This is a genomic window from Pseudomonas kribbensis (genome assembly GCF_003352185.1).
GTDB lineage: Bacteria > Pseudomonadota > Gammaproteobacteria > Pseudomonadales > Pseudomonadaceae > Aquipseudomonas > Aquipseudomonas kribbensis.
Genome location: NZ_CP029608.1, coordinates 1,378,224 through 1,402,468, shown reverse-complemented (window position 1 = coordinate 1,402,468; position 24,245 = coordinate 1,378,224). Strand labels below are relative to the sequence as shown.

Here is a 24,245-nt window from a genome sequence, read left to right as displayed (position 1 = left end):
GAATATCAGGTATCCAGTGAAAAAAGACAGCCACGCAAAAACTTTGAAGCATCTGATAGCACGAAGCCTGGAATATCCAGGCTTGTGCATATAAGGCATCAGATTAGTGGCAAATCCATCGCTGTCACGACTTTTCCGACACAATCCGGTGTCTTTTTAACATGTAGCGATCAGCCGCGGAACTCGGAGCGACCGTTGTACTTGGCTTTGCCATTCAACTGCTCTTCGATACGCAGCAGTTGGTTGTACTTGGAAACGCGGTCGGAACGGCACAGCGAACCGGTCTTGATCTGGCCAGCCGAAGTACCCACGGCCAGGTCGGCAATGGTCGAATCTTCGGTTTCGCCCGAACGGTGCGAGATCACGGCGGTGTAACCGGCAGCCTTGGCCATCTGGATGGCTTCCAGGGTTTCGGTCAGGGTGCCGATCTGGTTGAACTTGATCAGGATCGAGTTGGCGATCTTTTTATCGATGCCTTCTTTCAGGATCTTGGTGTTGGTCACGAACAGGTCGTCGCCGACCAGCTGGGTCTTCTCGCCGATCTTGTCGGTGAGGATCTTCCAGCCAGCCCAGTCGGACTCGTCCAGACCGTCTTCGATCGAGATGATCGGGTAACGCTCGGTCAGGCCTTTCAGGTAGTCGGCAAAACCTTCAGCGGTGAACACCTGGCCTTCGCCGGACAGGTTGTACTTGCCGTCTTCGAAGAATTCGCTGGCCGCGCAGTCCAGAGCCAGGGTCACGTCGGTGCCCAGTTTGTAACCGGCGTTGGCAACGGCTTCGGAGATCACTTTCAGTGCGTCTTCGTTGGACGCCAGGTTTGGAGCGAAACCGCCTTCGTCACCGACAGCAGTGCTCAGGCCACGGGCCTTCAGAACAGCTTTCAGGTGATGGAAAATCTCGGTGCCCATGCGCAGACCTTCCGAGAAAGACTTGGCGCCAACCGGCTGAACCATGAATTCCTGGATGTCGACGTTGTTGTCGGCGTGTTCGCCACCGTTGATGATGTTCATCATCGGAACCGGCATCGAGTACACACCCGGGGTGCCGTTCAGGTTGGCGATGTGTGCGTACAGTGGCAGGTCCTGATCCTGTGCAGCCGCCTTGGCCGCAGCCAGGGAAACGGCGAGGATGGCGTTGGCGCCCAGGGTTGCCTTGTTTTCGGTACCGTCGAGCTTGATCATCGCGTGATCCAGGGCTTTCTGGTCGCTCGGGTCGGTGCCCAGCAGCAGATCGCGGATCGGACCGTTGATGTTGGCTACCGCCTTGAGCACGCCCTTGCCCAGGTAACGGCTCTTGTCGCCATCACGCAGCTCGAGCGCTTCACGCGAGCCAGTGGATGCACCGGACGGCGCGCAAGCGCTGCCGATGATGCCGTTGTCGAGAAGCACGTCCGCTTCCACGGTGGGATTGCCACGGGAGTCGAGAACTTCACGACCTTTGATGTCGACGATTTTTGCCATTGTTGTAAACACTCCAAAGTTGACGAAAACGACGCAGCTAGAGGAAATCTTTTGACCGTCGGCAAGTGGTGTGCAGCGGGCAGCTTGCAGACGACAACGCTCATACCCGAGGGCATGAGCGACAAATCGTGCGGTACTTTACCGGAGAATTGAGGTTTACGCGGTTTCTACCGTCGGAAAACTCTTCACCAGTTCGTCCAGGGCTTTGAGCTGGGCCAGGAATGGCTCCAGTTTGTCCAGACGCAAGGCGCAAGGGCCGTCGCATTTGGCGTTGTCCGGATCCGGGTGCGCTTCGAGGAACAGACCCGCCAGCGACTGGCTCATGCCAGCCTTGGCCAGGTCGGTGACCTGGGCGCGGCGACCGCCGGCGGAGTCGGAACGACCGCCAGGCATTTGCAGCGAATGGGTCACGTCGAAGAATACCGGGTACTCGAACTGCTTCATGATGCCGAAGCCGAGCATGTCCACCACGAGGTTGTTGTAGCCGAAGCTCGAACCACGCTCGCAGAGGATCAATTGATCGTTACCCGCTTCCACGCACTTGTTCAGGATGTGTTTCATTTCCTGGGGCGCGAGGAACTGGGCTTTCTTGATGTTGATCACAGCGTTGGTCTTGGCCATCGCGACGACCAGATCGGTCTGGCGCGACAGGAAGGCCGGCAGCTGGATGATGTCGCAGACCTCAGCGACGACCGCGGCCTGGTCAGGCTCGTGGACGTCGGTGATGATCGGCACGCCGAAGGCTTGTTTGATGTCCTGGAAGATGCGCATGCCCTCTTCCAGGCCAGGACCGCGATAGGAGGTCACAGAAGAACGGTTGGCCTTGTCGAAGCTGGCCTTGAACACGTAAGGGATACCGAGTTTTTCGGTGACCTTCACGTACTCTTCGCAAACCTGCATGGCCATGTCACGGCTTTCCAGCACGTTCATGCCGCCGAACAGCACCATGGGTTTGTCGTTGGCAATCTCGATGTCGCCGACGCGGATGATCTTCTGTGCCATCGGGTTACGCCTTCTTCTGGTGTTGAGCCAACGCTGCTTTCACGAAACCGCTGAACAGCGGGTGACCGTCACGCGGAGTCGAGGTGAATTCCGGGTGGAACTGGCAAGCGACGAACCATGGATGATCCGGAGCTTCGACCACTTCGACCAGCGCTGCATCGGAAGAACGACCGGAAATCTTCAGGCCGGCTTCGATGATCTGCGGCAGCAGGTTGTTGTTCACTTCGTAACGGTGACGGTGACGCTCGACAATCACATCCTTGCCGTAGCAGTCGTGCACCTTGGAGCCGGCTTCGAGCAGGCATTCCTGAGCGCCGAGGCGCATGGTGCCGCCCAGGTCGGACGCTTCGGTACGCACTTCAACGGCGCCGGTGGCGTCTTCCCACTCGGTGATCAGACCGACAACCGGATGGCCGCTGGCACGATCGAACTCGGTGGAGTTGGCGTCTTTCCAGCCCAGCACGTTACGGGCGAACTCGATGACCGCCACTTGCATGCCCAGGCAGATACCCAGGTACGGAACCTTGTTTTCGCGAGCGTATTGAACGGCAGTGATCTTGCCTTCCACGCCACGCAGACCGAAGCCGCCCGGTACAAGGATCGCGTCCACGCCTTCCAGCAGCGCGGTGCCCTGGTTCTCGATGTCTTCGGAATCGATGTAGCGCAGGTTGACCTTGGTGCGGTTGGTGATGCCAGCGTGACTCATCGCTTCGATCAGCGACTTGTAGGCGTCCAGCAGCTCCATGTACTTGCCGACCATCGCGATGGTGACTTCGTGCTCTGGATTGAGCTTGGCATCGACGACCTTTTCCCACTCGGACAGGTCGGCGCCATTGCATTGCAGGCCGAAACGCTCGACGACGAAATCGTCCAGACCCTGGGCGTGCAGCACGGCCGGGATCTTGTAGATGGTGTCGACGTCTTCCAGGGAGATCACCGCACGCTCTTCAACGTTGGTGAACAGCGCGATCTTGCGACGCGACGACACATCCACCGGATGGTCGGAGCGGCAGATCAGCACGTCTGGCTGCAGACCGATCGAACGCAGCTCTTTTACGGAGTGCTGGGTCGGCTTGGTCTTGGTCTCGCCAGCGGTGGCGATGTACGGAACCAGGGTCAGGTGCATCAGCATCGCGCGCTTGGAACCGACTTCCACACGCAGCTGGCGGATGGCTTCGAGGAACGGTTGCGATTCGATGTCGCCAACGGTACCGCCGATTTCCACCAGGGCCACGTCGGCATCGCCGGCGCCCTTGATGATGCGACGCTTGATTTCGTCGGTGATGTGCGGAATCACCTGGATGGTTGCACCCAGGTAGTCACCACGGCGCTCTTTGCGCAGCACGTGCTCGTAGACACGGCCGGTGGTGAAGTTGTTGTTCTGGGTCATGGTCGTGCGGATGAACCGCTCGTAGTGGCCCAGGTCCAGGTCGGTCTCGGCGCCGTCGTGGGTGACGAACACTTCACCGTGCTGGAACGGGCTCATGGTGCCCGGGTCGACGTTGATGTACGGATCCAGCTTCAGCATGGTGACCTTAAGCCCCCGCGCCTCCAGGATGGCCGCCAATGAAGCCGATGCAATGCCTTTCCCCAAAGAAGAAACAACACCGCCCGTGACGAATATGTAGCGCGTCATGAAAAACCCTAGAAGTCTGCGTTAAAGCGGTCCGAGCCGCCGGGGAAAGCGAAGGAAGGCCGAAGCCCCCGATCACCTGCATTAATCACAGTGCACCTTTCAAAAAAACCGCCGCGTTGGGACAGACCGGAAGTGAAAACACCGGTACGTTGCTCGCTACACATTTTTTGGAATCGCCCAGCAAAGACTGCTTGGTAATCGGCAACTCCTGCAATTCAGGCGAATCCACAGAAGTTGTATCAAGAAGGGAGCGTAGTCTACCGGAATGCCCCCTTCATCTCAAACCTTGATCTTCGTCAGAAGGCTGCCAATGCAATCGCCAGCCTTCCAGCGCATTGCTGTCGAGCCCCGGCAGGTTCGCCACGGCGAGCAATTCTTCACCGCGAAACAGCAGCGGCAATCTGCCACGCACAAAGGCCGGCACCGCGCGCTCATTGAGCAGACGCTTGAGATCGCGATGTCCGCGATCCGCCAGATGCATCACCTCGCCGCCCTGTCGATAGCGGATCTGCAGCGGCCCTGCGGGAGTCTGACCGCTGAACATGACACGCCCGTTATCGGGCAAGCGTAGCGCCAGCGACGTCTCGTGCCAGTCGCCACTGACCACCGGCGTGCGCAGCCAGTGGCCGTTGAGCCACCACAGGCGACCGGCGCTGCGGTGCAACTCGCCATCCGCCAGACGCCAGACCGGAGCGGCATCGTTACCGGCATCGCGCAGATCGACCCAACCCGACCAATGGTCGGTATCCGGCAGTCGGGTGAGCGGTTCAAGCCAGTGACTGAGTGCATTGCGCTGGCGCGCATCGGATAACCCGGCGATGGCCGCGAAGTCCAGTGATGGCAATCCCGACCATTCGAACTCACCGGGCAAGCTCGCTTGAGCCAGATCGATCTGCGCCAGCTCATCGAGCAAACCTTGCGCCTCCCGCAAATGCGCCGCACTGCGGGCCGTGCTGGCGTGTGCCTGCGGCCAGCGACCGGTCAGCAGCGGCATGACCTGATGACGCAGGTAGTTGCGCGAAAACTGTCGATTCTGATTCGACGGATCCTCGACCCAACGCAGATCATGATCCCGCGCATAGGCTTCCAGTTCGGCACGCGAGATGTCGAGCAACGGCCGAACCAGGCTGCCCTGCCCCAGCGCTCGTTGCGCCGGCATGCCGGACAGGCCGCGCACTCCGGCGCCACGCAGCAACCGGAACAACAGGGTTTCTGCCTGATCGTCGCGGTGCTGGCCCGTCATCAACACATCATTGATCCGGGTCGCTGAAGTGAATGCCGCGTAACGCGCATCCCGCGCCGCACGCTCAAGGCTGGCGCCCTGTTGCACGGTCACGTGAACGATCTGCAATGAAATGCCCAAGGCGTCACAGACAGCCTGGCAATGCGCCGGCCACGCGTCGGCCACGGCCTGAAGGCCGTGATGGACATGGATGGCGCTTAACGCCGGAAGGGATTCGGATTTGGCGAGCGTTGCCAGAAGGTGCAGCAGGACGGTGGAGTCGAGGCCACCCGAGAAAGCGATACGCCAATTGGCCGCATCGAGCCAGGGCTTGAGATTGCGCAAAAGCCTGGAAGGCAAATCAATCGTCGACTGATCCATTTTTTTCCTTGGCACAAATCAAATGTGGGAGCGAGCCTGCTCGCGATAGCGGCGCAACAGCCAACTCATTGGTTGAATGTTACCCCTCATCGCGAGCAGGCTCGCTCCCACATTGGGTATTGCGCGGTCGACTTAGAGACCGTAGCTCATCAGACGATCGTAACGACGCTTGAGCAGCGCTTCGTTGTCGAGCTTCTTCAGCATCGCCAGTTGCGAGCTCAGCTCGGCGCGGATCGAGGCAGCTGCAGCCGCCGGATCGCGGTGGGCGCCGCCCAGAGGCTCGCCGATCACTTTGTCGACGATGCCCAGGCCTTTCAGACGCTCGGCGGTGATGCCCATTGCTTCAGCGGCATCCGGCGCCTTTTCTGCGGTTTTCCACAGAATCGAAGCGCAGCCTTCCGGCGAGATCACCGCGTAAGTCGAGTACTGCAGCATGTTCAGCTGGTCGCAGACACCGATTGCCAGTGCGCCGCCGGAACCACCTTCACCAATCACGGTGGCGATGATCGGGGTTTTCAGACGAGCCATGACGCGCAGGTTCCAGGCGATCGCTTCGCTCTGGTTGCGCTCTTCGGCGTCGATGCCAGGGTAGGCGCCCGGGGTGTCGATGAAGGTCAGGATCGGCATTTTGAAACGCTCGGCCATTTCCATCAGGCGGCACGCCTTGCGGTAGCCTTCCGGACGCGGCATGCCGAAGTTGCGGCGTACCTTTTCACGTACTTCACGGCCCTTCTGGTGACCGATCACCATCACTGGCTGGTCTTCCAGACGTGCCACGCCGCCCACAATGGCCGCGTCGTCGGAGAAGTGACGGTCACCGTGCAGTTCGTCGAACTCGGTGAAGATGTGCTCGATGTAGTCCAGGGTGTATGGACGTTTCGGGTGACGTGCCAGACGTGCGATCTGCCAGCTGGTCAGCTTGCCGAAGATGTCTTCGGTGAGCGTCTTGCTCTTGTCCTGCAGGCGGGAGATCTCATCGCCGATATTCAGCGAATTGTCATTACCGACCAAGCGCAACTCTTCGATCTTGGCTTGCAGGTCGGCGATCGGCTGTTCGAAATCCAGGAAATTCGGGTTCATAGGCGTCCGTCTTGGGTCGTGTCCCAAGTGAGCTTGGGGCCGGCCGGTTGTCTATTCGCGCCCTACCTTAAGGGAGAGGCGCGCTGAGGTCGAGATTAAAAATTCAGGTTGTGGGCAGGCGGTTCGGTCTCACCTGCCGGTCAACGGTATTGGAGGAAGACGTTGTCTCGCCCGAACTGGTCACGCAGGGCTTGAATCAAGGCATCCGCCGGGTCGATCCGCCAGGTCTCGCCAAACTGCAGCAAGGTCTTCGCATCCGGGCTGGTGTATTCCATGGTGATCGGGCACGCCCCGCGATGACGCTTGAGCAAATCCCCCAACCAGCGTAGCTGATCGCCTTTCAGGTCCTGGGTCTGCAGTTTCAGGCGCAGGCTCTCGGCCAGGTTGGTGCGCGCATCTTCCATGCTCATCACCCGCTTGACCCGCAGGCGCAGGCCGCCGGAGAAGTCATCGTTGCTGACCTCGCCTTCGACCACCACCATCGCATCGGTCTGCAACAGCGATTGCGCGGAGTGGAACGCATCGGCGAACAGCGACGCCTCGATCCGCCCGGAGCGGTCGTCGAGGGTGATGAAACCCATCTTGTCGCCCTTTTTGTTCTTCATCACCCGCAGGGCGATGATCATCCCCGCCACGGTCTGGGTGTCCCGGGCCGGTTTCAGGTCGATGATGCGCTGGCGGGCGAAACGGCGGATTTCGCCTTCGTATTCGTCGATCGGGTGGCCGGTCAGGTACAGGCCAAGGGTGTCTTTTTCACCCTTCAGGCGTTCCTTGAGCGTCAGTTCCTTGGCCTTGCGATGCAGCGCGTAAACGTCTGCGTCTTCCTCGACGAACAGCCCGCCGAACAGGTCGGCGTGACCACTGTCGCGGGTGCGTGCAGTCTGTTCGGCCGACTTGATCGCCTCTTCCATCGCCGCCAGCAGCACGGCGCGGTTGCGGTCGATGTTGGCCTGATACGCCTTTTGCTCGTCATGGAAGTACGGGCCGAGGCGATCCAGCGCGCCGCTGCGGATCAGACCGTCCAGCGTACGCTTGTTGATGCGCTTGAGGTCGACCCGGGCGCAGAAGTCGAACAGATCCTTGAACGGACCGGCCTGACGCGCTTCGGTAATCGCTTCCACCGGGCCTTCGCCGACGCCTTTGATCGCGCCCAGACCGTACACGATGCGACCCTCGTCGTTCACCGTGAACTTGAACTCCGACGTGTTCACGTCCGGCGCGTCGAGGCGCAGCTTCATCGTGCGCACTTCCTCGATCAAGGTCACGACCTTGTCGGTGTTGTGCATATCCGCCGACAGCACCGCGGCCATGAACGGCGCCGGGTAGTGAGCCTTCAGCCAGGCGGTCTGGTACGACACCAGGCCGTAGGCGGCGGAGTGGGATTTGTTGAAGCCGTAACCGGCGAATTTTTCCACCAGGTCGAAAATGTTACCGGCAAGATCCGCGTCGATATTGTTCGACGCACAACCCTCGATGAAACCGCCGCGCTGCTTGGCCATTTCCTCGGGTTTCTTCTTACCCATCGCCCGACGCAGCATGTCCGCACCACCGAGGGTGTAACCGGCCATGACCTGGGCGATCTGCATCACCTGTTCCTGATACAGGATGATGCCGTAGGTCGGTGCAAGTACCGGCTGCAGGCCTTCGTACTGGTAATCCGGGTGCGGATACGCCAGTTCCGCGCGACCGTGCTTGCGGTTGATGAAGTCATCCACCATGCCGGACTGCAACGGGCCCGGACGGAACAGGGCCACCAGTGCGATAAGGTCTTCGAGGCAGTCGGGCTTGAGCTTTTTGATCAGCTCTTTCATGCCGCGGGATTCAAGCTGGAACACCGCGGTGGTTTCAGCTTTTTGCAGCAGCTGATAGGTCGGCTTGTCATCCAGCGGGATGAACGCGATGTCCAGCGGCGGCTCGTTGACCTTGGCGCGGTCGCGGTTGATGGTCTTCAGCGCCCAGTCGATGATCGTCAGGGTCCGCAGGCCGAGGAAGTCGAACTTCACCAGACCAGCCGCTTCCACGTCATCCTTGTCGAACTGGGTCACCAGGCCGTCGCCAGCCTCATCGCAATAGATCGGCGAGAAGTCGGTCAGCTTGGTCGGCGCGATCACTACACCACCGGCGTGTTTACCGACGTTACGCACCACGCCTTCGAGTTTGCGCGCCATCTCCCAGATTTCTGCCGCTTCTTCATCGACCTTGATGAAGTCGCGCAGGATTTCTTCCTGCTCGTAGGCTTTTTCCAGGGTCATGCCGACTTCGAACGGAATCATCTTCGACAGACGATCCGCCAGACCGAACGACTTGCCCTGGGCCCGCGCCACGTCCCGCACCACAGCCTTGGCCGCCATGGAACCGAAGGTGATGATCTGGCTTACGGCGTTGCGGCCGTACTTTTCGGCCACGTAGTCGATTACCCGGTCGCGGCCGTCCATGCAGAAGTCGACGTCGAAGTCGGGCATGGATACCCGTTCGGGGTTAAGGAAACGTTCGAACAGCAGGTCATATTCCAGCGGGTCGAGGTCGGTGATCTTCTGCACATAAGCCACCAGCGATCCGGCACCCGACCCCCGGCCCGGGCCCACCGGCACGCCGTTGTTCTTGGCCCACTGGATAAAGTCCATCACGATCAGGAAGTAACCGGGGAATCCCATCTGGATGATGATATCCAGCTCGAAATTCAGCCGGTCGACATAGACCTGACGCTTGGCCTCGTAATCTTCGGTGGTGTCCTTGGGCAGCAGCACGCTGAGGCGCTCGTCCAGACCATCGAACGACACCTTGCGGAAATACTCGTCGATGGTCATGCCATCGGGAATCGGATAGTCCGGCAGGAAGTGCTTGCCCAGCTTCACGTCGATGTTGCAGCGCTTGGCGATTTCGACGGTGTTTTCCACGGCATCCGGCAGGTCGCTGAACAGCTCGGCCATTTCCTCGGCGCTTTTCAGGTACTGCTGATCGCTGTAATTCTTCGAACGACGCGGGTCGTCGAGGGCGCGGCCCTCACCGATGCAGACGCGGGTTTCGTGGGCGGCGAAGTCTTCCTGCTTGATGAAGCGCACATCGTTGGTGGCGACCAGCGGCGCGCCGAGTTTCTCGGCCAGGGCCACAGCGCCGTGCAGTTGTTCTTCGTCGTTCGGGCGATTGGTGCGCTGGATTTCCAGATAGAAACGATCCGGGAACACCGACATCCACTCACGGGTCAGGACTTCGGCCTCGGCAGGGTTACCGCCGATCATGGCCATGCCGATCTCGCCCTCTTTCGCGGCGGACAGCATGATCAGGCCTTCGTTGGCCTCGACCACCCACTCGCGCTCGATGATGATCATGCCGTTGCGCTGACCGTCGATGAAGCCACGGGAAATCAGCTCGGTCAGGTTGCGATAGCCCAGGGCGTTCATGACCAGCAGGCTGATCCGGCTCAGCGGGCCATCCGGGTCCTTGTTCGACAGCCACAGGTCGGCGCCGCAGATCGGCTTGATCCCCGCGCCCATGGTGTTTTTATAGAATTTGACCAGCGAACACATGTTGTTCTGGTCGGTAACCGCAACGGCCGGCATGCCCATGCCGGTCAGGGCCTTGACCAGCGGCTTGATCCGCACCAGCCCGTCGACCAGGGAGTATTCAGTGTGCAGGCGTAGATGAACGAATGAAGCCGGCATAGTGATCCTGTCCAGTTACATAGAGACAACAAGGCCCGGATTGTACCGGGCCCCGAATAAAACATCAGCCTCGCCGCTAAACCTGCGTGAGACCTTCAAGCGCCTCGTAAGCCTGCCGCACGGGGGCAAACGAACGCCGGTGAATCGGTGTCGGCCCGAGGCGCACCAGCGCTTCCAGATGAACGGGCGTCGGATAGCCTTTATGACCACCGATGCCGTAACCCGGGTAGATCAACTCGAACGCCGCCATCTCGCGGTCGCGGCTGACCTTGGCCAGAATCGATGCGGCGGCGATGGCCGGGACCTTGCTATCGCCCTTGACCACCGCTTCGGAACGCATCGGCAGTTTCGGGCAGCGGTTGCCGTCGATCATCGCCAGTTTCGGCTGGATATGCAGACCCGCGACGGCGCGCTGCATCGCCAGCATGGTGGCGTGCAGGATGTTCAGCTCGTCGATTTCTTCGACTTCGGCGCGGGCGATGCACCAGCTCAAAGCCTTTTCGCAGATTTCGTCGTAGAGCTTTTCACGCTTGGCTTCAGTGAGTTTCTTCGAGTCGTTGAGACCAAGAATCGGCCGGTTCGGATCGAGGATCACCGCCGCCGTGACGACCGCGCCGCACAACGGGCCGCGACCGACTTCATCTACGCCAGCCACCAATTCTTCGACTTCGGCGACCAGGGTGAAATCCAGGCCCATCTGCATGCTTGTCTTGCTCATCGAGTTTGACCGATCAGGTTCAGAACGGCGTCAGCCGCCTGATTGGAGGCGTCCAGGCGCAGGGTGCGGTGGATTTCATCGAAGCCGCGAGTCTGTTCTTCACCGCCGTCGATCAGCGGCGACAGGGTCTGGGCCAGCGCCTCGACCGTCGCATCATCCTGCAACAATTCCGGCACCAGCAACCGCTGGGCCAGCAGGTTCGGCAGGGAGACGTACGGGCTCTTGACCATGCGTTTGAGAATCCAGAACGTCAGCGGCGCAAGGCGGTAGGCCACGACCATCGGGCGCTTGTAGAGCAACGCCTCAAGGGTCGCCGTGCCCGACGCAATCAGGACCGCGTTGCACGCTGCCAGCGCCAGATGGGACTTGCCGTCGAGCAGAGTCACTGGCAAATCGCGACCGGCCAGCAGCTCTTCAAGCTGGGCTCGACGCTCCGGGTTGGCACATGGAATGACGAAGCGCAAACCCGGACGCATGGCGCGCAGGCGTTCGGCGGTATCGAGAAACAGCGCACCCAGACGACTGACTTCGCCGCCCCGGCTGCCCGGCATCAAAGCCACCAGCGGACAGTCAGGCAGACCCAGCTCGGCACGTGCGGCGACGCGATCAGCCTCCAGTGGAATGGTATCGGCCAGCGTATGGCCGACGAACCGCACCGGTACGCCCTTCTCTTCGTAAAACCTGGCTTCGAACGGCAGCAGCGTGAGCATCAGGTCGCAGCCTTCGCGGATCTTCAGCACCCGCTTCTGCCGCCACGCCCACACCGAAGGGCTGACGTAGTGCACGGTCTTGATCCCGGCCTGACGCAGCTTGAGTTCGATGTTGAGGTTGAAATCCGGCGCATCGATGCCGATGAACACATCCGGCTTCTGGGCGATCAGGGTGGCGATCAGGTCCTTGCGGCGCTTGAGCAGCTCACGCAGCCGACCGAGGACTTCCACCAGCCCCATGACCGACAACCGCTCCATGGGGAAGTAGGAATTCAGGCCCTCGGCCTGCATCAGGGGGCCGCCGACGCCAATGAACTCGACCGCCGGATACTGTGCCTTGAGGGCACGCATCAGGCCGGCGCCCAGAATATCGCCGGAAGCCTCACCCGCCACCAGCGCAATACGCAGATTGGCCATGATCAGCGAGTGATGCCGCGAGACGACGACTGGATGGAGTCACGGAACACCGCGACTTCCGGGAACTGGGCGGCAGGCTCGGCCAGTTCGGCCAGCGCTTGCTCGACAGTCAGCCCCTGACGATAAACGGTTTTGTAGGCGCGGCGTAGCGCGTGAATCGCATCCTCGCTGAAACCGCGACGACGCATGCCTTCAAAGTTCATGCTGCGCGCTTCAGCCGGGTTGCCGAACACTGTGACGAACGCCGGGACGTCCTTGCCGATGGCCGTTCCCATGCCGGAAAAGCTGTGGGCGCCAATGTGGCAATACTGGTGCACCAGCGTGAAGCCGGACAGGATCGCCCAGTCTTCGACGTGCACATGCCCGGCCAATGCCGTGTTGTTGACCAGGATGCAATGGTTGCCGATGACACTGTCGTGACCGATGTGGGCGTAAGCCATGATCAGGTTGTGATCACCCAGCGTGGTTTCGGAACGATCCTGAACCGTGCCACGGTGAATCGTCACGCCTTCACGGATAACGTTATGGTCACCGATCACCAGACGGGTTTCTTCACCCTTGTACTTGAGATCAGGCGTGTCTTCGCCTACCGAGGAAAACTGGTAGATGCGATTGTGCTTGCCGATTCGGGTCGGACCTTTGAGGATCACGTGTGGCCCGATCACTGTTCCCTCGCCGATTTCCACACCTGCGCCGATGATCGACCACGGGCCGACCTCGACACCTTCGGCCAGTACGGCCGAAGGATCGATGATTGCGCGAGGGTCAATCAAACTCATAGCTTGCGTTCCGCACAGATGATTTCAGCGGAGCAGACCGGCTTGCCATCGACCGAAGCCTGGCATTCGAACTTCCAGATCTGACGCTTGCAGCTGATGAACTTGGCTTCGAGGATCAACTGGTCACCCGGCAGCACTGGCTGACGGAAACGCAGTTTGTCGGAACCGACGAAATAGTAGAGGGTGCCATCGGCCGGCTTCACGTCCAGCATCTTGAAACCGAGGATCCCGGCAGCCTGAGCCATCGCTTCGATGATCAACACGCCCGGCATGATCGGGTGCGCAGGGAAGTGGCCATTGAAGAACGGTTCGTTGATGCTGACATTCTTGTAGGCGCGAATGCGCTTGCCTTCCGTATCCAGTTCCACCACCCGGTCCACCAGCAGGAACGGGTAACGGTGAGGCAGGTATTCGCGAATCTCGTTGATGTCCATCATTTCGGGGGGAAGCCTATGTAAAGATTGGGAGCGCGACTGACGCGCACTCCTCTAGCAAATCAAGGAGGCAGTCCAGAGGCTGTGCACACTTGATATGGAAATGGTATCAGCCTTCAGATGAAGCGTTACCGCCAGGGGTCACTTCCCCTGCCTGCTTTTCCAGCTGTCGCAAGCGTCGCGCGATGTCATCGAGCTGACGGATGCGTGCCGCGCTTTTGCGCCACTCGGCAGCCGGCTGCATGGCCGTACCGGAAGAATAGGCACCCGGCTCGGTAATCGAGTGAGTCACCATGGTCATCCCGGTCAGGAATACGTTGTCGCAAATATCGATGTGCCCTACCAGGCCGACACCACCGGCGAGCATGCAGTGCTTGCCGATTTTGGTGCTGCCGGAAATCCCCACGCACGCAGCCATGGCGGTGTGATCACCGACCTGAACGTTGTGGGCGATCTGAATCTGGTTGTCGAGCTTTACACCGTTACCGATCACGGTATCGGCCAACGCACCGCGGTCGATGGCGGTATTCACGCCGATCTCCACATCGTCGCCGATGGTCACGCCACCGATCTGGGCGATTTTCTGCCAGATGCCTTTCTCGTTGGCAAAGCCGAAGCCCTCACCACCAAGCACTGCACCTGACTGAATCACCACCCGCTTGCCGATGCGTACATCGTGATACAGCGTGACACGCGGAGCCAGCCAGCCGCCCTCGCCGATTTCGCTGCGGGCACCGACAACGCAATGCGCGCCAAGCGTCACGCCCGCCCCGATCCGTGCACCTGCCTCGATCACCACAAAGGGACCGATGCTGGCAGTCGGATCGACCACGGCATCCGGAGCGATCACTGCCGACGGATGGATACCGGCTGCAGCTTTCGGCTTCGGATCGAACAGGTGAGAAATGCGTGCGTAAGCCAGATAAGGATCCGGCACCACCAACGCATTACCCGCATAACCTTCGGCATCAGCCGCCTTGAGCAGCAATGCTGCCGCTTGCGAGCCAGCCAGGTATTTGCGGTATTGAGGGTTTGCCAGAAAGCTCAACTGAGCTGGGCCAGCCTCCTGCAAGGTGGCTAGCCCAGTAATTTGCTTCTCGGGATCGCCACTCAGGGTGGCACCGAGGAACTCGGCCAACTGGCCGAGTTTGATAGTCACGGTCATGGGTTACTTCAGCTGATTCATGCGCTCGATAACCTGGCGCGTGATGTCGTACTGAGGTTTGACATCGATCACTGCGCCACGCTCGAACACCAGGTCAAAACCACCTTTCTTGATGACTTCTTCCACTGCGCTATCCAGTTTCGGCTTGAGCTGCTTGAGCATTTCACGGTCAGCAACAGCCTTGGCTTCGTTCAGTTCCTTGGACTGGAACTGGAAGTCGCGGGCCTTTTGCTTGAATTCCAGCTCCAGACGCTCACGCTCACCCTGCTGCATCTTGTCGCCGCCAGCCATCAGACGATCCTGGATACCCTTGGCGCTGCTTTCCAGCGTCTTCAGTTTGGTCAGTTGAGGACCGAACTTCTTCTCGGCATCCACGGCGTACTTCTTGGCCGCATCGGACTCCAGCAGAGCCATCTGATAGTTCAGAACAGCGATTTTCATGTCGGCAAATGCCGGGCCTGCCACCAGTACGGAGGCCAGGAGAACCAATTGAGTCAACTTACGCACGATGCACTCCTACAAAATCCATTGTCGTTATCTTGGGTCAGACGCTTAGAACGTCTGGCCGAGGGAGAATTGGAACACTTGAGTTTCAGCGTTATCCGGTTTCTTGATCGGTGTGGCCAACGCGAAGCTCAAAGGACCCAGTGCGGTAACCCAGGTCACGCCGACACCGACGGAACTGGCCATGTTGCTCAGACTGATGTCGTTGCACTGTGTATTGGCCTTGGAACCATCGGCGTTTGTGGTCGACTTGCAAGTCGAGTCGAACACGTTACCGACGTCCCAGAATACCGATGTACGCAACGAACGCTGATCCTTCACGAACGGCAGCGGGAACAGCACCTCGACACCACCCTGGATCAACACGTTACCACCGAATGGCAGCGGATCCTGGTCCGGGTCGGCAAGCGTACCGGCGTTACCGGTGACCGCCTGACCACGGCTCGGCGTACTGCGCGGACCCAGGGTACTGTCTTTGAAACCACGTACCGAGTTGAAACCACCAGCATAGTAGTTTTCATAGAACGGCAAGCCGTCCGTCGAACCGTAACCGTCGCCATAACCCAACTCGGTGTGCAGACGCAGGGTGTAGTTTTCGGTCAGTGGCTGGAACAGCTGGCCACGGTAATCCAGTTTGTAGAACGACAGGTCACTGCCAGGAATCGTCGTTTCCAGGGTCAGGCTCTGCGAACGACCGCGGGTTGGCAACACGCCCTTGTTCAAAGTGGACTCGGACCAGCCGGCCGACGCCTTGAAGTTCAGGTACTGGTCACCTTCGCGCTTAACGAAGTCGAAAATCTCGTCAACGGTGTAGGTACCGGTCTTGATCTTGTCCTGTTGAGCGGACAGGCCGAAGGTCAGACGCGAAGTCTCGCTGATCGGGTAACCGACGTTCACGCCGGCGCCCAGGCTGTCTACCGCATAGCTTGCTACGTCGACGTCGAGGTCTTTGTAGTCGGTGGTGCGATAGAACGCGTTATAGCCCAGGCTCACGCCATCGGCGGTCCAGTAGGGGTCAACGTAGCCGAAGTTGTAACGGCTCTGGTATTGGCTACGGGTCAGGCCGACGCTGACGCGGTTACCGGTACCGAGGAAGTTGTTCTGGGTGATCGAACCACCGAGGATCAGACCGGCACTCTGGGCAAAACCGACGCTGGCGGTGATGGAACCGGAAGCCTGCTCTTCAACCGCATAGTTCACGTCTACCTGATCGTCGACGCCCGGAACAGCCGGAGTCTCGACGTTCACTTCCTTGAAGAAGCCCAGACGCTCAAGACGAGTCTTGGACTGGTCGATCAGGTAAGTCGAAGCCCAGCCACCTTCCATCTGACGCATTTCGCGGCGCAGCACTTCGTCTTCGGACTTGGTGTTGCCACGGAAGTTGATGCGATTGACATAGGCACGCTTGCCCGGATCGACAGCGAACAGGATGTCCACGGTGTGGTCATCATCGTGCGGCTGCGGAACGCCATTGACGTTGGCGAAGGTGTAGCCCTCGTTACCCAGACGACGGGTGATCAGTTCCGAGGTGGTGGTCATCAGCTTGCGCGAGAACACCTGGCCCTTTTGCACCAGCAGCAGCGACTTGACCTGGTCTTCAGGGACTTTCAGGTCACCGCTGAGCTTGACGTCACGAACGGTGTACTTCTCGCCTTCGTTCACGTTGACGGTGATGTAGACGTGTTTTTTATCCGGAGTGATGGACACCTGGGTCGAAGCGATATCCATGTTGATATAGCCGCGGTCCAGGTAATAGGAACGCAGACGCTCCAGGTCACCGGAAAGCTTTTCACGGGCGTACTTGTCATCGTTCTTGAAGAACGACAGCCAGTTGGTGGTCTTCAGTTCGAACAGGTCGGTCAGGTCTTCCTCAGGGAAAACCGTGTTGCCCACCACGTTGATGTGCTGAATGGCAGCGACGGTGCCTTCGTTGATCTTCACTTTCAGGCCGACACGGTTGCGCGGCTGCGATACCACTTCGGTATCGACGGTAGCCGAGTAACGACCTTGCGCAACGTACTGGCGTTGCAGTTCGTTACGCACGCCTTCGAGGGTCGCACGCTGGAAGATCTCGCCTTCGGCCAGACCGGATTGCTTGAGGCCCTTCATCAGGTCTTCGGTGGAGATCGCCTTGTTGCCTTCGATCTCGATGCTCGCGACCGATGGACGTTCAACGACCGTGATCACCAGAACGTTGCCTTCGCGGCCCAGCTGGATATCTTGAAAGAAACCGGTTTTGAACAACGCACGAGTGGATTCCACCAGGCGACGATCATCCGCCTGCTCGCCGACGTTCAACGGCAAGGCACCAAAGACGCTACCCGCGGAGACCCGCTGGAGGCCATTGACGCGAATATCAGAGATAGTGAAGGACTCGGCGTGAACTTCGGCGATCATCAATACGGTGAGAACCGCAGTTAGCAGCAGACGTTTCATGAAGTCCTTTCTTATTCCAACTGGCAATAAACAAACTGCCGCAAAATGCGGCAGATTCGCAATTCAGCGAAGCGTTACAGTCGACCCAGATCGTTGACCAGAGCAAGCAACATCACCCCGACCACCAAACTGATACCGATCTGTATCCCCCAACCTTGCACCCGATCCGACAAGGGACGACCACGCGCCCACTCGATCAGATAAAACAACAAATGCCCCCCATCCAGTACAGGAATAGGCAGCAAATTCAGAACCCCCAGGCTAATACTCAGATAAGCAAGGAAATTCAGGAAATCAGCAACGCCCGACTGGGCAGAAGCGCCCGCCACTTTAGCAATGGTTATCGGTCCACTCAAGTTTTTTACCGAGAGCTCGCCGAACAGCATTTTCTTCAGTGAATCCAGCGTCAGCACGCTCATGGTCCAGGTACGACGGGCACCCTCGCCAATCGCGGCCAAAGGACCATAACTGACCTCGCGGATCATCTCCGGTGGCCAGTCGACAGCTTTCACTCCCGCCCCCAGATAACCACTTGGCGACTTGCTTTCACCACGCGCCGCCAGCGTTACGGGGACGTCGATTTGAGCACCGTCGCGCTCGACGTGCAGCATGATTTTGGTATCAGGACGCGTACGAACGGTGTCGACCACTTGCTGCCAGTCATCCAGCGCCTTGCCGTCCAGCGCCAGCAGACGGTCACCGGTCTTCAAACCGGCAGCCTGGGCCGGGCCTTTCGGATCGAGCTCAGCGAGAATCGGCGGCAACGCAGGACGCCATGGACGAATACCCAGAGAGCGAATCGGATCCGGCTCATCAGCACCTTTGAGCCAGTGATCCAGTGCAAGCTCACGCGGCGAATCGGCCGTAGAGCCCTGCTCACGCACCAGCACCTGCAGGGAACCGCTTTCCCCCAGGCGACGCACCAGTTGCAGATTGACCGCCGCCCAGCCAGAAGTCGGCTCACCGTCGATCGCGACGATTTCCTGACCTGCATTCAGGCCGGCTTTCGCAGCGATACTGCCGGACTCGACGGCACCGATGACCGGACGTACCTGTTCGCTGCCGAGCATGGCCAGCACCCAGAAGAACACCATGGCCAGCAGGAAGTTGGCGACAGGGCCGGCAGCGACGATAGCAATACGCTGGCGTACGGACTTGCGATTGAAAGACAAATGAAGCTGATCAGCGGGCACTTCACCTTCACGCTCATCGAGCATCTTGACGTAGCCACCCAACGGAATGGCGGCGACGACAAACTCGGTCCCCTGCTTGTCATGCCAGCGCAGCAACGGCATGCCGAAGCCCACGGAAAAGCGCAGAACCTTGACGCCACAGCGACGCGCGACCCAGAAGTGGCCAAATTCGTGAAAGGTGACCAGCACACCCAGGGCGATCAGGGTGCCGGCAATCATATAGAGCGCGCTCATCTACTTTCTCCGCAATCCTGTTCTATGCCGCGTGAAGCCTTGTACCGCAGGGTCTATCGACCGTGACGAGTCAGCCATTGCCCGGCGAGCGTACGTGCTGCCGCGTCCGCCGTGAACACCGCATCGAGATCATTCAGCGCAACCACCGGCTCGAGATTCAACACTTCCTCGATGATACTCGCGATTTCGAGATAGCGAACCCGCCCGTCGAGAAACGCCGCCACCGCGACTTCATTCGCGGCATTGAGCATGGCAGGTGCACTGTTGCCGGCCTCGGCGGCCTGACGGGCAAGCCGCAGGCACGGGAAGCGTTCCTCATCGGGCGCCTCGAAGTCCAGGCGTGCGATGGCAAACAGGTCCAGTGGCGCCACGCCCGAATCAATGCGCTCAGGCCAGGCCAGTGCATTGGCGATCGGCGTACGCATGTCGGGATTACCCAGCTGCGCCAGTACCGAGCCATCTACGTAGTCGACCAGAGAGTGAATCACGCTCTGTGGATGAATCACCACTTCGACTTGCGACGGCCGGGCATCGAACAGCCAGCAGGCTTCGATCAACTCGAGCCCCTTGTTCATCATGCTGGCCGAATCCACGGAAATCTTGCGCCCCATGGACCAGTTAGGATGAGCACAGGCCTGATCGGGAGAAACATGCGCCAGTTCGGCCATCGGCGTCTGCCGGAAAGGGCCACCCGAGGCTGTCAGCAAAATCCGACGCACGCCGACATTGCTCAATCCACGAGCGAAATCCTGCGGCATGCACTGGAAAATCGCGTTGTGCTCACTGTCGATGGGCAGCAGGACCGAACCGCTCTTGCGCACCGCCTCCATGAACAAGGCGCCGGACATGACCAGCGCCTCCTTGTTCGCCAGGAGAATTTTCTTGCCTGCCTCGACAGCGGCGAGGGTCGGGCGCAGACCGGCGGCGCCGACGATGGCCGCCATCACGGCATCCACCTCAGGGGCTGCTGCAACCTGACACAGACCCTCCTCACCTACCAGCACCCGGGTCGACAGGCCGGCAGCACGCAAATCGTCTTGCAAACCACGGGCTGCCGCGACTTCCGGCACCACAGCAAACTGCGGCACATGGCGTACGCACAAGGCAAACAGCTCGCTCAGACGCGTAAAGCCACTGAGTGCAAACACCTGATAACGCTCAGGGTGACGAGCGATGACATCCAGAGTGCTCAGACCGATCGAGCCGGTTGCCCCCAGAACAGTGACCTGTTGTGGGCGGCTCACGGTGCAGCCATCCACAACAGCACGGCGAATACCGGGATCGCGGCCGTCAGGCTGTCAATGCGGTCCAGTATGCCGCCATGGCCCGGCAGCAGATTGCTGCTGTCCTTGATACCGGACTGGCGCTTGAACATGCTTTCAGTCAGATCGCCCACCACCGAGATGAACACGATCAGCGCAGCGCCAATCAGGCCTTTGAACAGTTGCGCCACTGTCCAGTCACGAAACAGAGCGACCAGCGTGGTGATGACGAGGCTCAGCGCCAGACCGCCATACACGCCTTCCCAGCTTTTGCCAGGGCTGACTTGCGGGGCCAGCTTGCGCTTGCCGAATGCACGACCGGAAAAGTAGGCCCCGATATCGGCGCCCCAGACCAGCACCATCACCGCCATGATCAACCAGTTACCCAGCGGGTATTGCTTGATCTGGACCAGCCCTTGCCAGGCCGGCAGGAGAATCAGCAGGCCGATCACCAGCTTGCTGGCGGCACTGGCCCAGCGCTCGCTGGAGCGCGGATAGGTCAGCACCAGCCAGGTCGCTACCGCCCACCAGATCACCGAAGCACCAAGCACCCAGGGCGCCAGCCCCGGCAGGATATACATGACGAACAGCATCAGCGCGACGACTGCCGCATAACCAACGCGAAACGATTGCGCGGTGAAACCGGCCAGGCGCGCCCATTCCCAGGCACCCAGACTGACCACCAGACCGATGAACAGCGCAAAACCGGAACCCTCGAGCAGGAAAAATCCGCCCAGTGCGATCGGCAGCAGGATCAGCGCAGTGATGATTCGTTGTTTAAGCATTAAATCCGGGCTCCAGCTTCGATCTGCTCGCTCGTTTTACCGAAACGACGCTGACGCGAAGCGAAATCGGCCAGTGCATTACGCATGGCATCGTGTTTGAAGTCCGGCCAGAACAGGTCGGAGAAGTACAACTCGGCGTAGGCCAGTTGCCACAGCAGGAAGTTGCTGATGCGGTGCTCGCCGCCCGTACGGATGCACAGGTCCGGCAATGGCAGGTCGCCGGTCGCCAGACAGGTTTGCAGCAGATCCGGGGTGATGTCTTCCGGCCGCAGGTGCCCGGCCTGAACTTCACGAGCCAGGCGCTGCGCAGCTTGCGCGATATCCCACTGGCCGCCGTAGTTGGCGGCGATCTGCAGGATGAAACGATTGCTGCCCGCCGTCATGGCCTCAGCCTCGCGCATGGCAGCCTGAAGCTCGGGATGGAAACGCGAACGGTCGCCAATGATGCGCAGGCTGATGTTGTTGTCATTGAGGCGCTTGGCCTCACGACGCAGTGCCTTGAAGAACAGATCCATCAGGGCACTGACCTCATCGGCCGGGCGCTGCCAGTTCTCGCTGGAAAAGGCAAACAGCGTCAGCACCTCGACACCGGCCTCGGCACACACCTCGATCACCGCCCGCACAGCATCTACACCCGCTTTATGCCCGGCGACACCCGGCATAAAGCGTTTTTTCGCCCAGCGATTGTTGCCATCCATGATGATCGCGACATGGCGCGGCACCGCGGACGGCGCAGTCTGCTTGGTCTTTTCCATTTAAAGCTCGACCCTTATACGGCCATCAGATCCGCTTCTTTTTCCTTGGTAGCCGCGTCGATATCAGCTTCAGCCTTGTCGGTCAGCTTCTGGATATCAGCCGCCGCACGGCGCTCTTCGTCTTCGCTGATTTCCTTGTCCTTGACCAGCTTCTTCAGGTCACCCAGTGCATCGCGACGAATGTTGCGCACGGCAACGCGAGCATCTTCAGCCGCTGCGCGCGCCTGCTTGGTGAAGCCCTTACGGGTTTCTTCGGTCAGCGCCGGCATGGAAACCAGCAGCAGCTCGCCAAGGTTGGTCGGATTGAGGTTCAGACCGGCGTTCATGATCGCCTTGTCGACCGCCGTGAGCATGTTGCGCTCGAACGGTACGACCTGCAGGGTCCGGGAGTCTTTCACCGTAACGTTCGCGACACCGCTCAAAGGCGTATCGGCACCGTAGTAAGGCACCATCACGCTACCCAGAATGCTCGGGTGAGCCTTGCCGGTACGAATCTGGCCGAATGCATGACTCAGCGACTCGATCGACTTCTTCATGCGCTCTTGGGCGTCTTTCTTGATTTCGTTGATCATTGTTGAACTTCCTCGATCAGGGTTCCTTCAGCGCCGCCGTGCACGATGTTCAGCAGGGCGCCGGGCTTGTTCATGTTGAATACGCGCAATGGCATCTTGTGGTCGCGGCACAGGCAGATGGCCGTCAGATCCATTACGCCCAGCTTGCGATCCAGTACTTCATCGTAAGTCAGATGATCGAACTTCTCGGCATGCGGGTCTTTGAACGGGTCGGCGGTGTAGACGCCATCGACCTTGGTTGCCTTGAGTACGACGTCCGCGTCGATCTCGATGGCACGCAGGCAGGCTGCCGAATCCGTGGTAAAGAACGGATTGCCGGTACCGGCCGCGAAAATCACCACGTCCTTGGAGTTCAGGTGGCGCATGGCCTTGCGACGATCATAGTGATCGGTCACACCGACCATGGAAATGGCCGACATCACGATGGCCGAGATATTGGCACGTTCCAGCGCATCGCGCATGGCCAGGGCGTTCATCACAGTGGCCAGCATGCCCATGTGGTCGCCGGTGACCCGATCCATGCCGGCCTTGCTCAGCGCTTCACCGCGGAACAGGTTGCCGCCGCCGATCACCAGACCGACCTGAACGCCGATGCCTACCAACTGGCCGACTTCCAGCGCCATGCGATCCAGCACTTTCGGATCGATCCCGAACTCTTCCGAGCCCATCAGGGCCTCGCCGCTAAGCTTGAGTAGAATGCGTTTATAGCGAGCCTGATAACCACTGCCCTGCTGAGCCATTGCGAATCTCTCCTGCGGCGTATTTAAAAATTCTTTGCGAGCTGTTTGCAGCTGCGTTCACTCTAGCGTGGCGCTGCTTCAGCGCCATCGGAACATGGCTTTGTAAGTCAGTTCCAAGGGGAAACCAATTAAAAACTGGTAACCCTATCTGAAAAGAGGCTGCGCGCGTGAGCGGGCAGCCTCTTTCGGGCGACAGTTGAAAAACCGTCTTACTGCTTGGCGGCAGCCACTTGAGCGGCAACTTCGGCAGCGAAGTCGTCAACTGGCTTCTCGATGCCTTCGCCTACTTTGAAGTAGGTGAAGGAAACGATTTCGGCGCCGGCTTTCTTGGCCAGCTCGCCAACCTTGACTTCAGGGTTCATGACAAAGGCTTGCTCTTTCAGCGAGGCTTCGGCCTTGAACTTGGTGATACGACCGTTGATCATGTTCTCAACGATGTTTTCCGGCTTGCCGGCAATCTTGTCGGCATTCAGCTGCAGGAATACGTTCTTCTCGCGCTCGATGGCCTCGGCGGAGATTTCCGACGCGTCCAGGAACTCTGGGTTCGAAGCTGCAACGTGCATGGCGATGTTCTTGGCCAGGTCGACGTCGCCGCCCTTCAGAACAACCACTGCACCAATCTTGTTGCCGTGCAGGTAAGCGCCTACAACGTCACCCTCAACACGCGCCAGACGACGGATGTTGACGTTTTCGCCACACTTGGCAACCAGGGCTTCACGAGCAGCTTCACGCGAAGCGATCAGCGGAGCCGCGTCGGTCAGCTTCTGAGCGAAGGCTTCTTCCAGGCTTTCGCTGACGAAGTTCTTGAAGTCGTCCTGCAGGGCCAGGAAGTCGGTCTGCGAGTTCACTTCCAGCAGAACGGCGGACTTGCCGTCAGCCTTGACAGCGATAGCGCCTTCAGCGGCAACGTTGCCGGCTTTCTTGGCAGCCTTGATCGCGCCCGAAGCACGCATGTCATCAATGGCTTTTTCGATGTCGCCGCCAGCCTTTTCCAGGGCCTTCTTGCAATCCATCATGCCTTCGCCGGTACGCTCGCGCAGTTCTTTGACCAACGCTGCAGTAATTGCTGCCATTTTCAAATTCCTCTTGGATAGGTTT

General features: G+C 59.6%; 20 protein-coding genes. All 20 read right to left on the bottom strand.

Features of this window, described 5'->3' with window-relative positions; genetic code table 11:
- Positions 1 to 170: 170 nt before the first annotated feature.
- The 20 genes from eno to tsf all read right to left on the bottom strand — a co-directional run bounded on the left by eno (position 171) and on the right by tsf (position 24,220).
- Complete coding sequence (gene eno, locus DLD99_RS06365) at positions 171 to 1,460, bottom strand: phosphopyruvate hydratase (RefSeq protein WP_007954808.1); 1,290 nt, start codon at positions 1,458 to 1,460, stop codon at positions 171 to 173.
- Between the two features lie 156 nt (positions 1,461 to 1,616).
- Positions 1,617 to 2,462: a 3-deoxy-8-phosphooctulonate synthase gene (kdsA, locus tag DLD99_RS06360; protein WP_007954807.1), complete on the bottom strand. Its 846-nt coding sequence runs from the start codon at positions 2,460 to 2,462 to the stop codon at positions 1,617 to 1,619.
- Positions 2,463 to 2,466: 4 nt separating this feature from the next.
- Complete coding sequence (locus DLD99_RS06355; protein ID WP_011332696.1) at positions 2,467 to 4,098, bottom strand: CTP synthase; 1,632 nt, start codon at positions 4,096 to 4,098, stop codon at positions 2,467 to 2,469.
- A 274-nt stretch (positions 4,099 to 4,372) separates the two neighbouring features.
- A complete protein-coding gene (tilS, locus tag DLD99_RS06350) occupies positions 4,373 to 5,701 on the bottom strand; it encodes a tRNA lysidine(34) synthetase TilS (protein WP_114881644.1) in 1,329 nt (442 codons plus the stop codon).
- A gap of 132 nt (positions 5,702 to 5,833) precedes the next feature.
- Positions 5,834 to 6,781: an acetyl-CoA carboxylase carboxyltransferase subunit alpha gene (locus DLD99_RS06345; protein WP_085712849.1), complete on the bottom strand. Its 948-nt coding sequence runs from the start codon at positions 6,779 to 6,781 to the stop codon at positions 5,834 to 5,836.
- A gap of 140 nt (positions 6,782 to 6,921) precedes the next feature.
- Complete coding sequence (gene dnaE, locus DLD99_RS06340) at positions 6,922 to 10,443, bottom strand: DNA polymerase III subunit alpha (protein WP_114881643.1); 3,522 nt, start codon at positions 10,441 to 10,443, stop codon at positions 6,922 to 6,924.
- Positions 10,444 to 10,519: 76 nt separating this feature from the next.
- Complete coding sequence (gene rnhB, locus DLD99_RS06335; RefSeq protein WP_085712847.1) at positions 10,520 to 11,146, bottom strand: ribonuclease HII; 627 nt, start codon at positions 11,144 to 11,146, stop codon at positions 10,520 to 10,522.
- A gap of 11 nt (positions 11,147 to 11,157) precedes the next feature.
- Positions 11,158 to 12,288, bottom strand: a complete 1,131-nt coding sequence (gene lpxB / locus DLD99_RS06330) for a lipid-A-disaccharide synthase (protein WP_114881642.1) — start codon at positions 12,286 to 12,288, stop codon at positions 11,158 to 11,160.
- Between the two features lie 2 nt (positions 12,289 to 12,290).
- Entirely contained in the window at positions 12,291 to 13,067 is a 777-nt protein-coding gene (gene lpxA, locus DLD99_RS06325; protein ID WP_085712845.1) for an acyl-ACP--UDP-N-acetylglucosamine O-acyltransferase, read from the bottom strand.
- Positions 13,064 to 13,504, bottom strand: a complete 441-nt coding sequence (gene fabZ / locus DLD99_RS06320) for a 3-hydroxyacyl-ACP dehydratase FabZ (protein WP_003222142.1) — start codon at positions 13,502 to 13,504, stop codon at positions 13,064 to 13,066. Before fabZ ends, lpxA begins: the two co-directional genes overlap by 4 nt.
- Before the next feature lie 106 nt (positions 13,505 to 13,610).
- The gene (lpxD, locus tag DLD99_RS06315; RefSeq protein ID WP_114881641.1) at positions 13,611 to 14,666 is read right to left on the bottom strand and encodes a UDP-3-O-(3-hydroxymyristoyl)glucosamine N-acyltransferase; all 1,056 of its coding nucleotides are present in this window, start codon (positions 14,664 to 14,666) and stop codon (positions 13,611 to 13,613) included.
- A gap of 3 nt (positions 14,667 to 14,669) precedes the next feature.
- Positions 14,670 to 15,173, bottom strand: coding sequence for an OmpH/Skp family outer membrane protein (locus DLD99_RS06310; RefSeq protein WP_003222140.1), 504 nt, complete (start codon positions 15,171 to 15,173; stop codon positions 14,670 to 14,672).
- Between the two features lie 45 nt (positions 15,174 to 15,218).
- Complete coding sequence (gene bamA / locus DLD99_RS06305; protein ID WP_114881640.1) at positions 15,219 to 17,606, bottom strand: outer membrane protein assembly factor BamA; 2,388 nt, start codon at positions 17,604 to 17,606, stop codon at positions 15,219 to 15,221.
- A 74-nt stretch (positions 17,607 to 17,680) separates the two neighbouring features.
- Entirely contained in the window at positions 17,681 to 19,033 is a 1,353-nt protein-coding gene (rseP, locus tag DLD99_RS06300; protein WP_085729810.1) for a sigma E protease regulator RseP, read from the bottom strand.
- A 53-nt stretch (positions 19,034 to 19,086) separates the two neighbouring features.
- On the bottom strand, positions 19,087 to 20,277 hold the full coding sequence (gene ispC, locus DLD99_RS06295) for a 1-deoxy-D-xylulose-5-phosphate reductoisomerase (RefSeq protein ID WP_114881639.1): 1,191 nt from the start codon (positions 20,275 to 20,277) through the stop codon (positions 19,087 to 19,089).
- A complete protein-coding gene (locus DLD99_RS06290; protein WP_085712840.1) occupies positions 20,274 to 21,080 on the bottom strand; it encodes a phosphatidate cytidylyltransferase in 807 nt (268 codons plus the stop codon). Before DLD99_RS06290 ends, ispC begins: the two co-directional genes overlap by 4 nt.
- A complete protein-coding gene (uppS, locus tag DLD99_RS06285; RefSeq protein ID WP_114881638.1) occupies positions 21,080 to 21,835 on the bottom strand; it encodes a polyprenyl diphosphate synthase in 756 nt (251 codons plus the stop codon). The genes DLD99_RS06290 and uppS overlap by 1 nt, the downstream gene beginning before the upstream one ends.
- A gap of 14 nt (positions 21,836 to 21,849) precedes the next feature.
- Entirely contained in the window at positions 21,850 to 22,407 is a 558-nt protein-coding gene (gene frr, locus DLD99_RS06280) for a ribosome recycling factor (protein WP_085688727.1), read from the bottom strand.
- Positions 22,404 to 23,147 carry a UMP kinase gene (pyrH, locus tag DLD99_RS06275; RefSeq protein ID WP_011332683.1) on the bottom strand — a complete coding sequence of 248 codons (744 nt, stop codon included), beginning with the start codon at positions 23,145 to 23,147 and terminating at the stop codon, positions 22,404 to 22,406. The genes frr and pyrH overlap by 4 nt, the downstream gene beginning before the upstream one ends.
- 209 nt (positions 23,148 to 23,356) lie before the next feature.
- The gene (tsf, locus tag DLD99_RS06270) at positions 23,357 to 24,220 is read right to left on the bottom strand and encodes a translation elongation factor Ts (protein ID WP_085712838.1); all 864 of its coding nucleotides are present in this window, start codon (positions 24,218 to 24,220) and stop codon (positions 23,357 to 23,359) included.
- Positions 24,221 to 24,245: the final 25 nt, after the last annotated feature.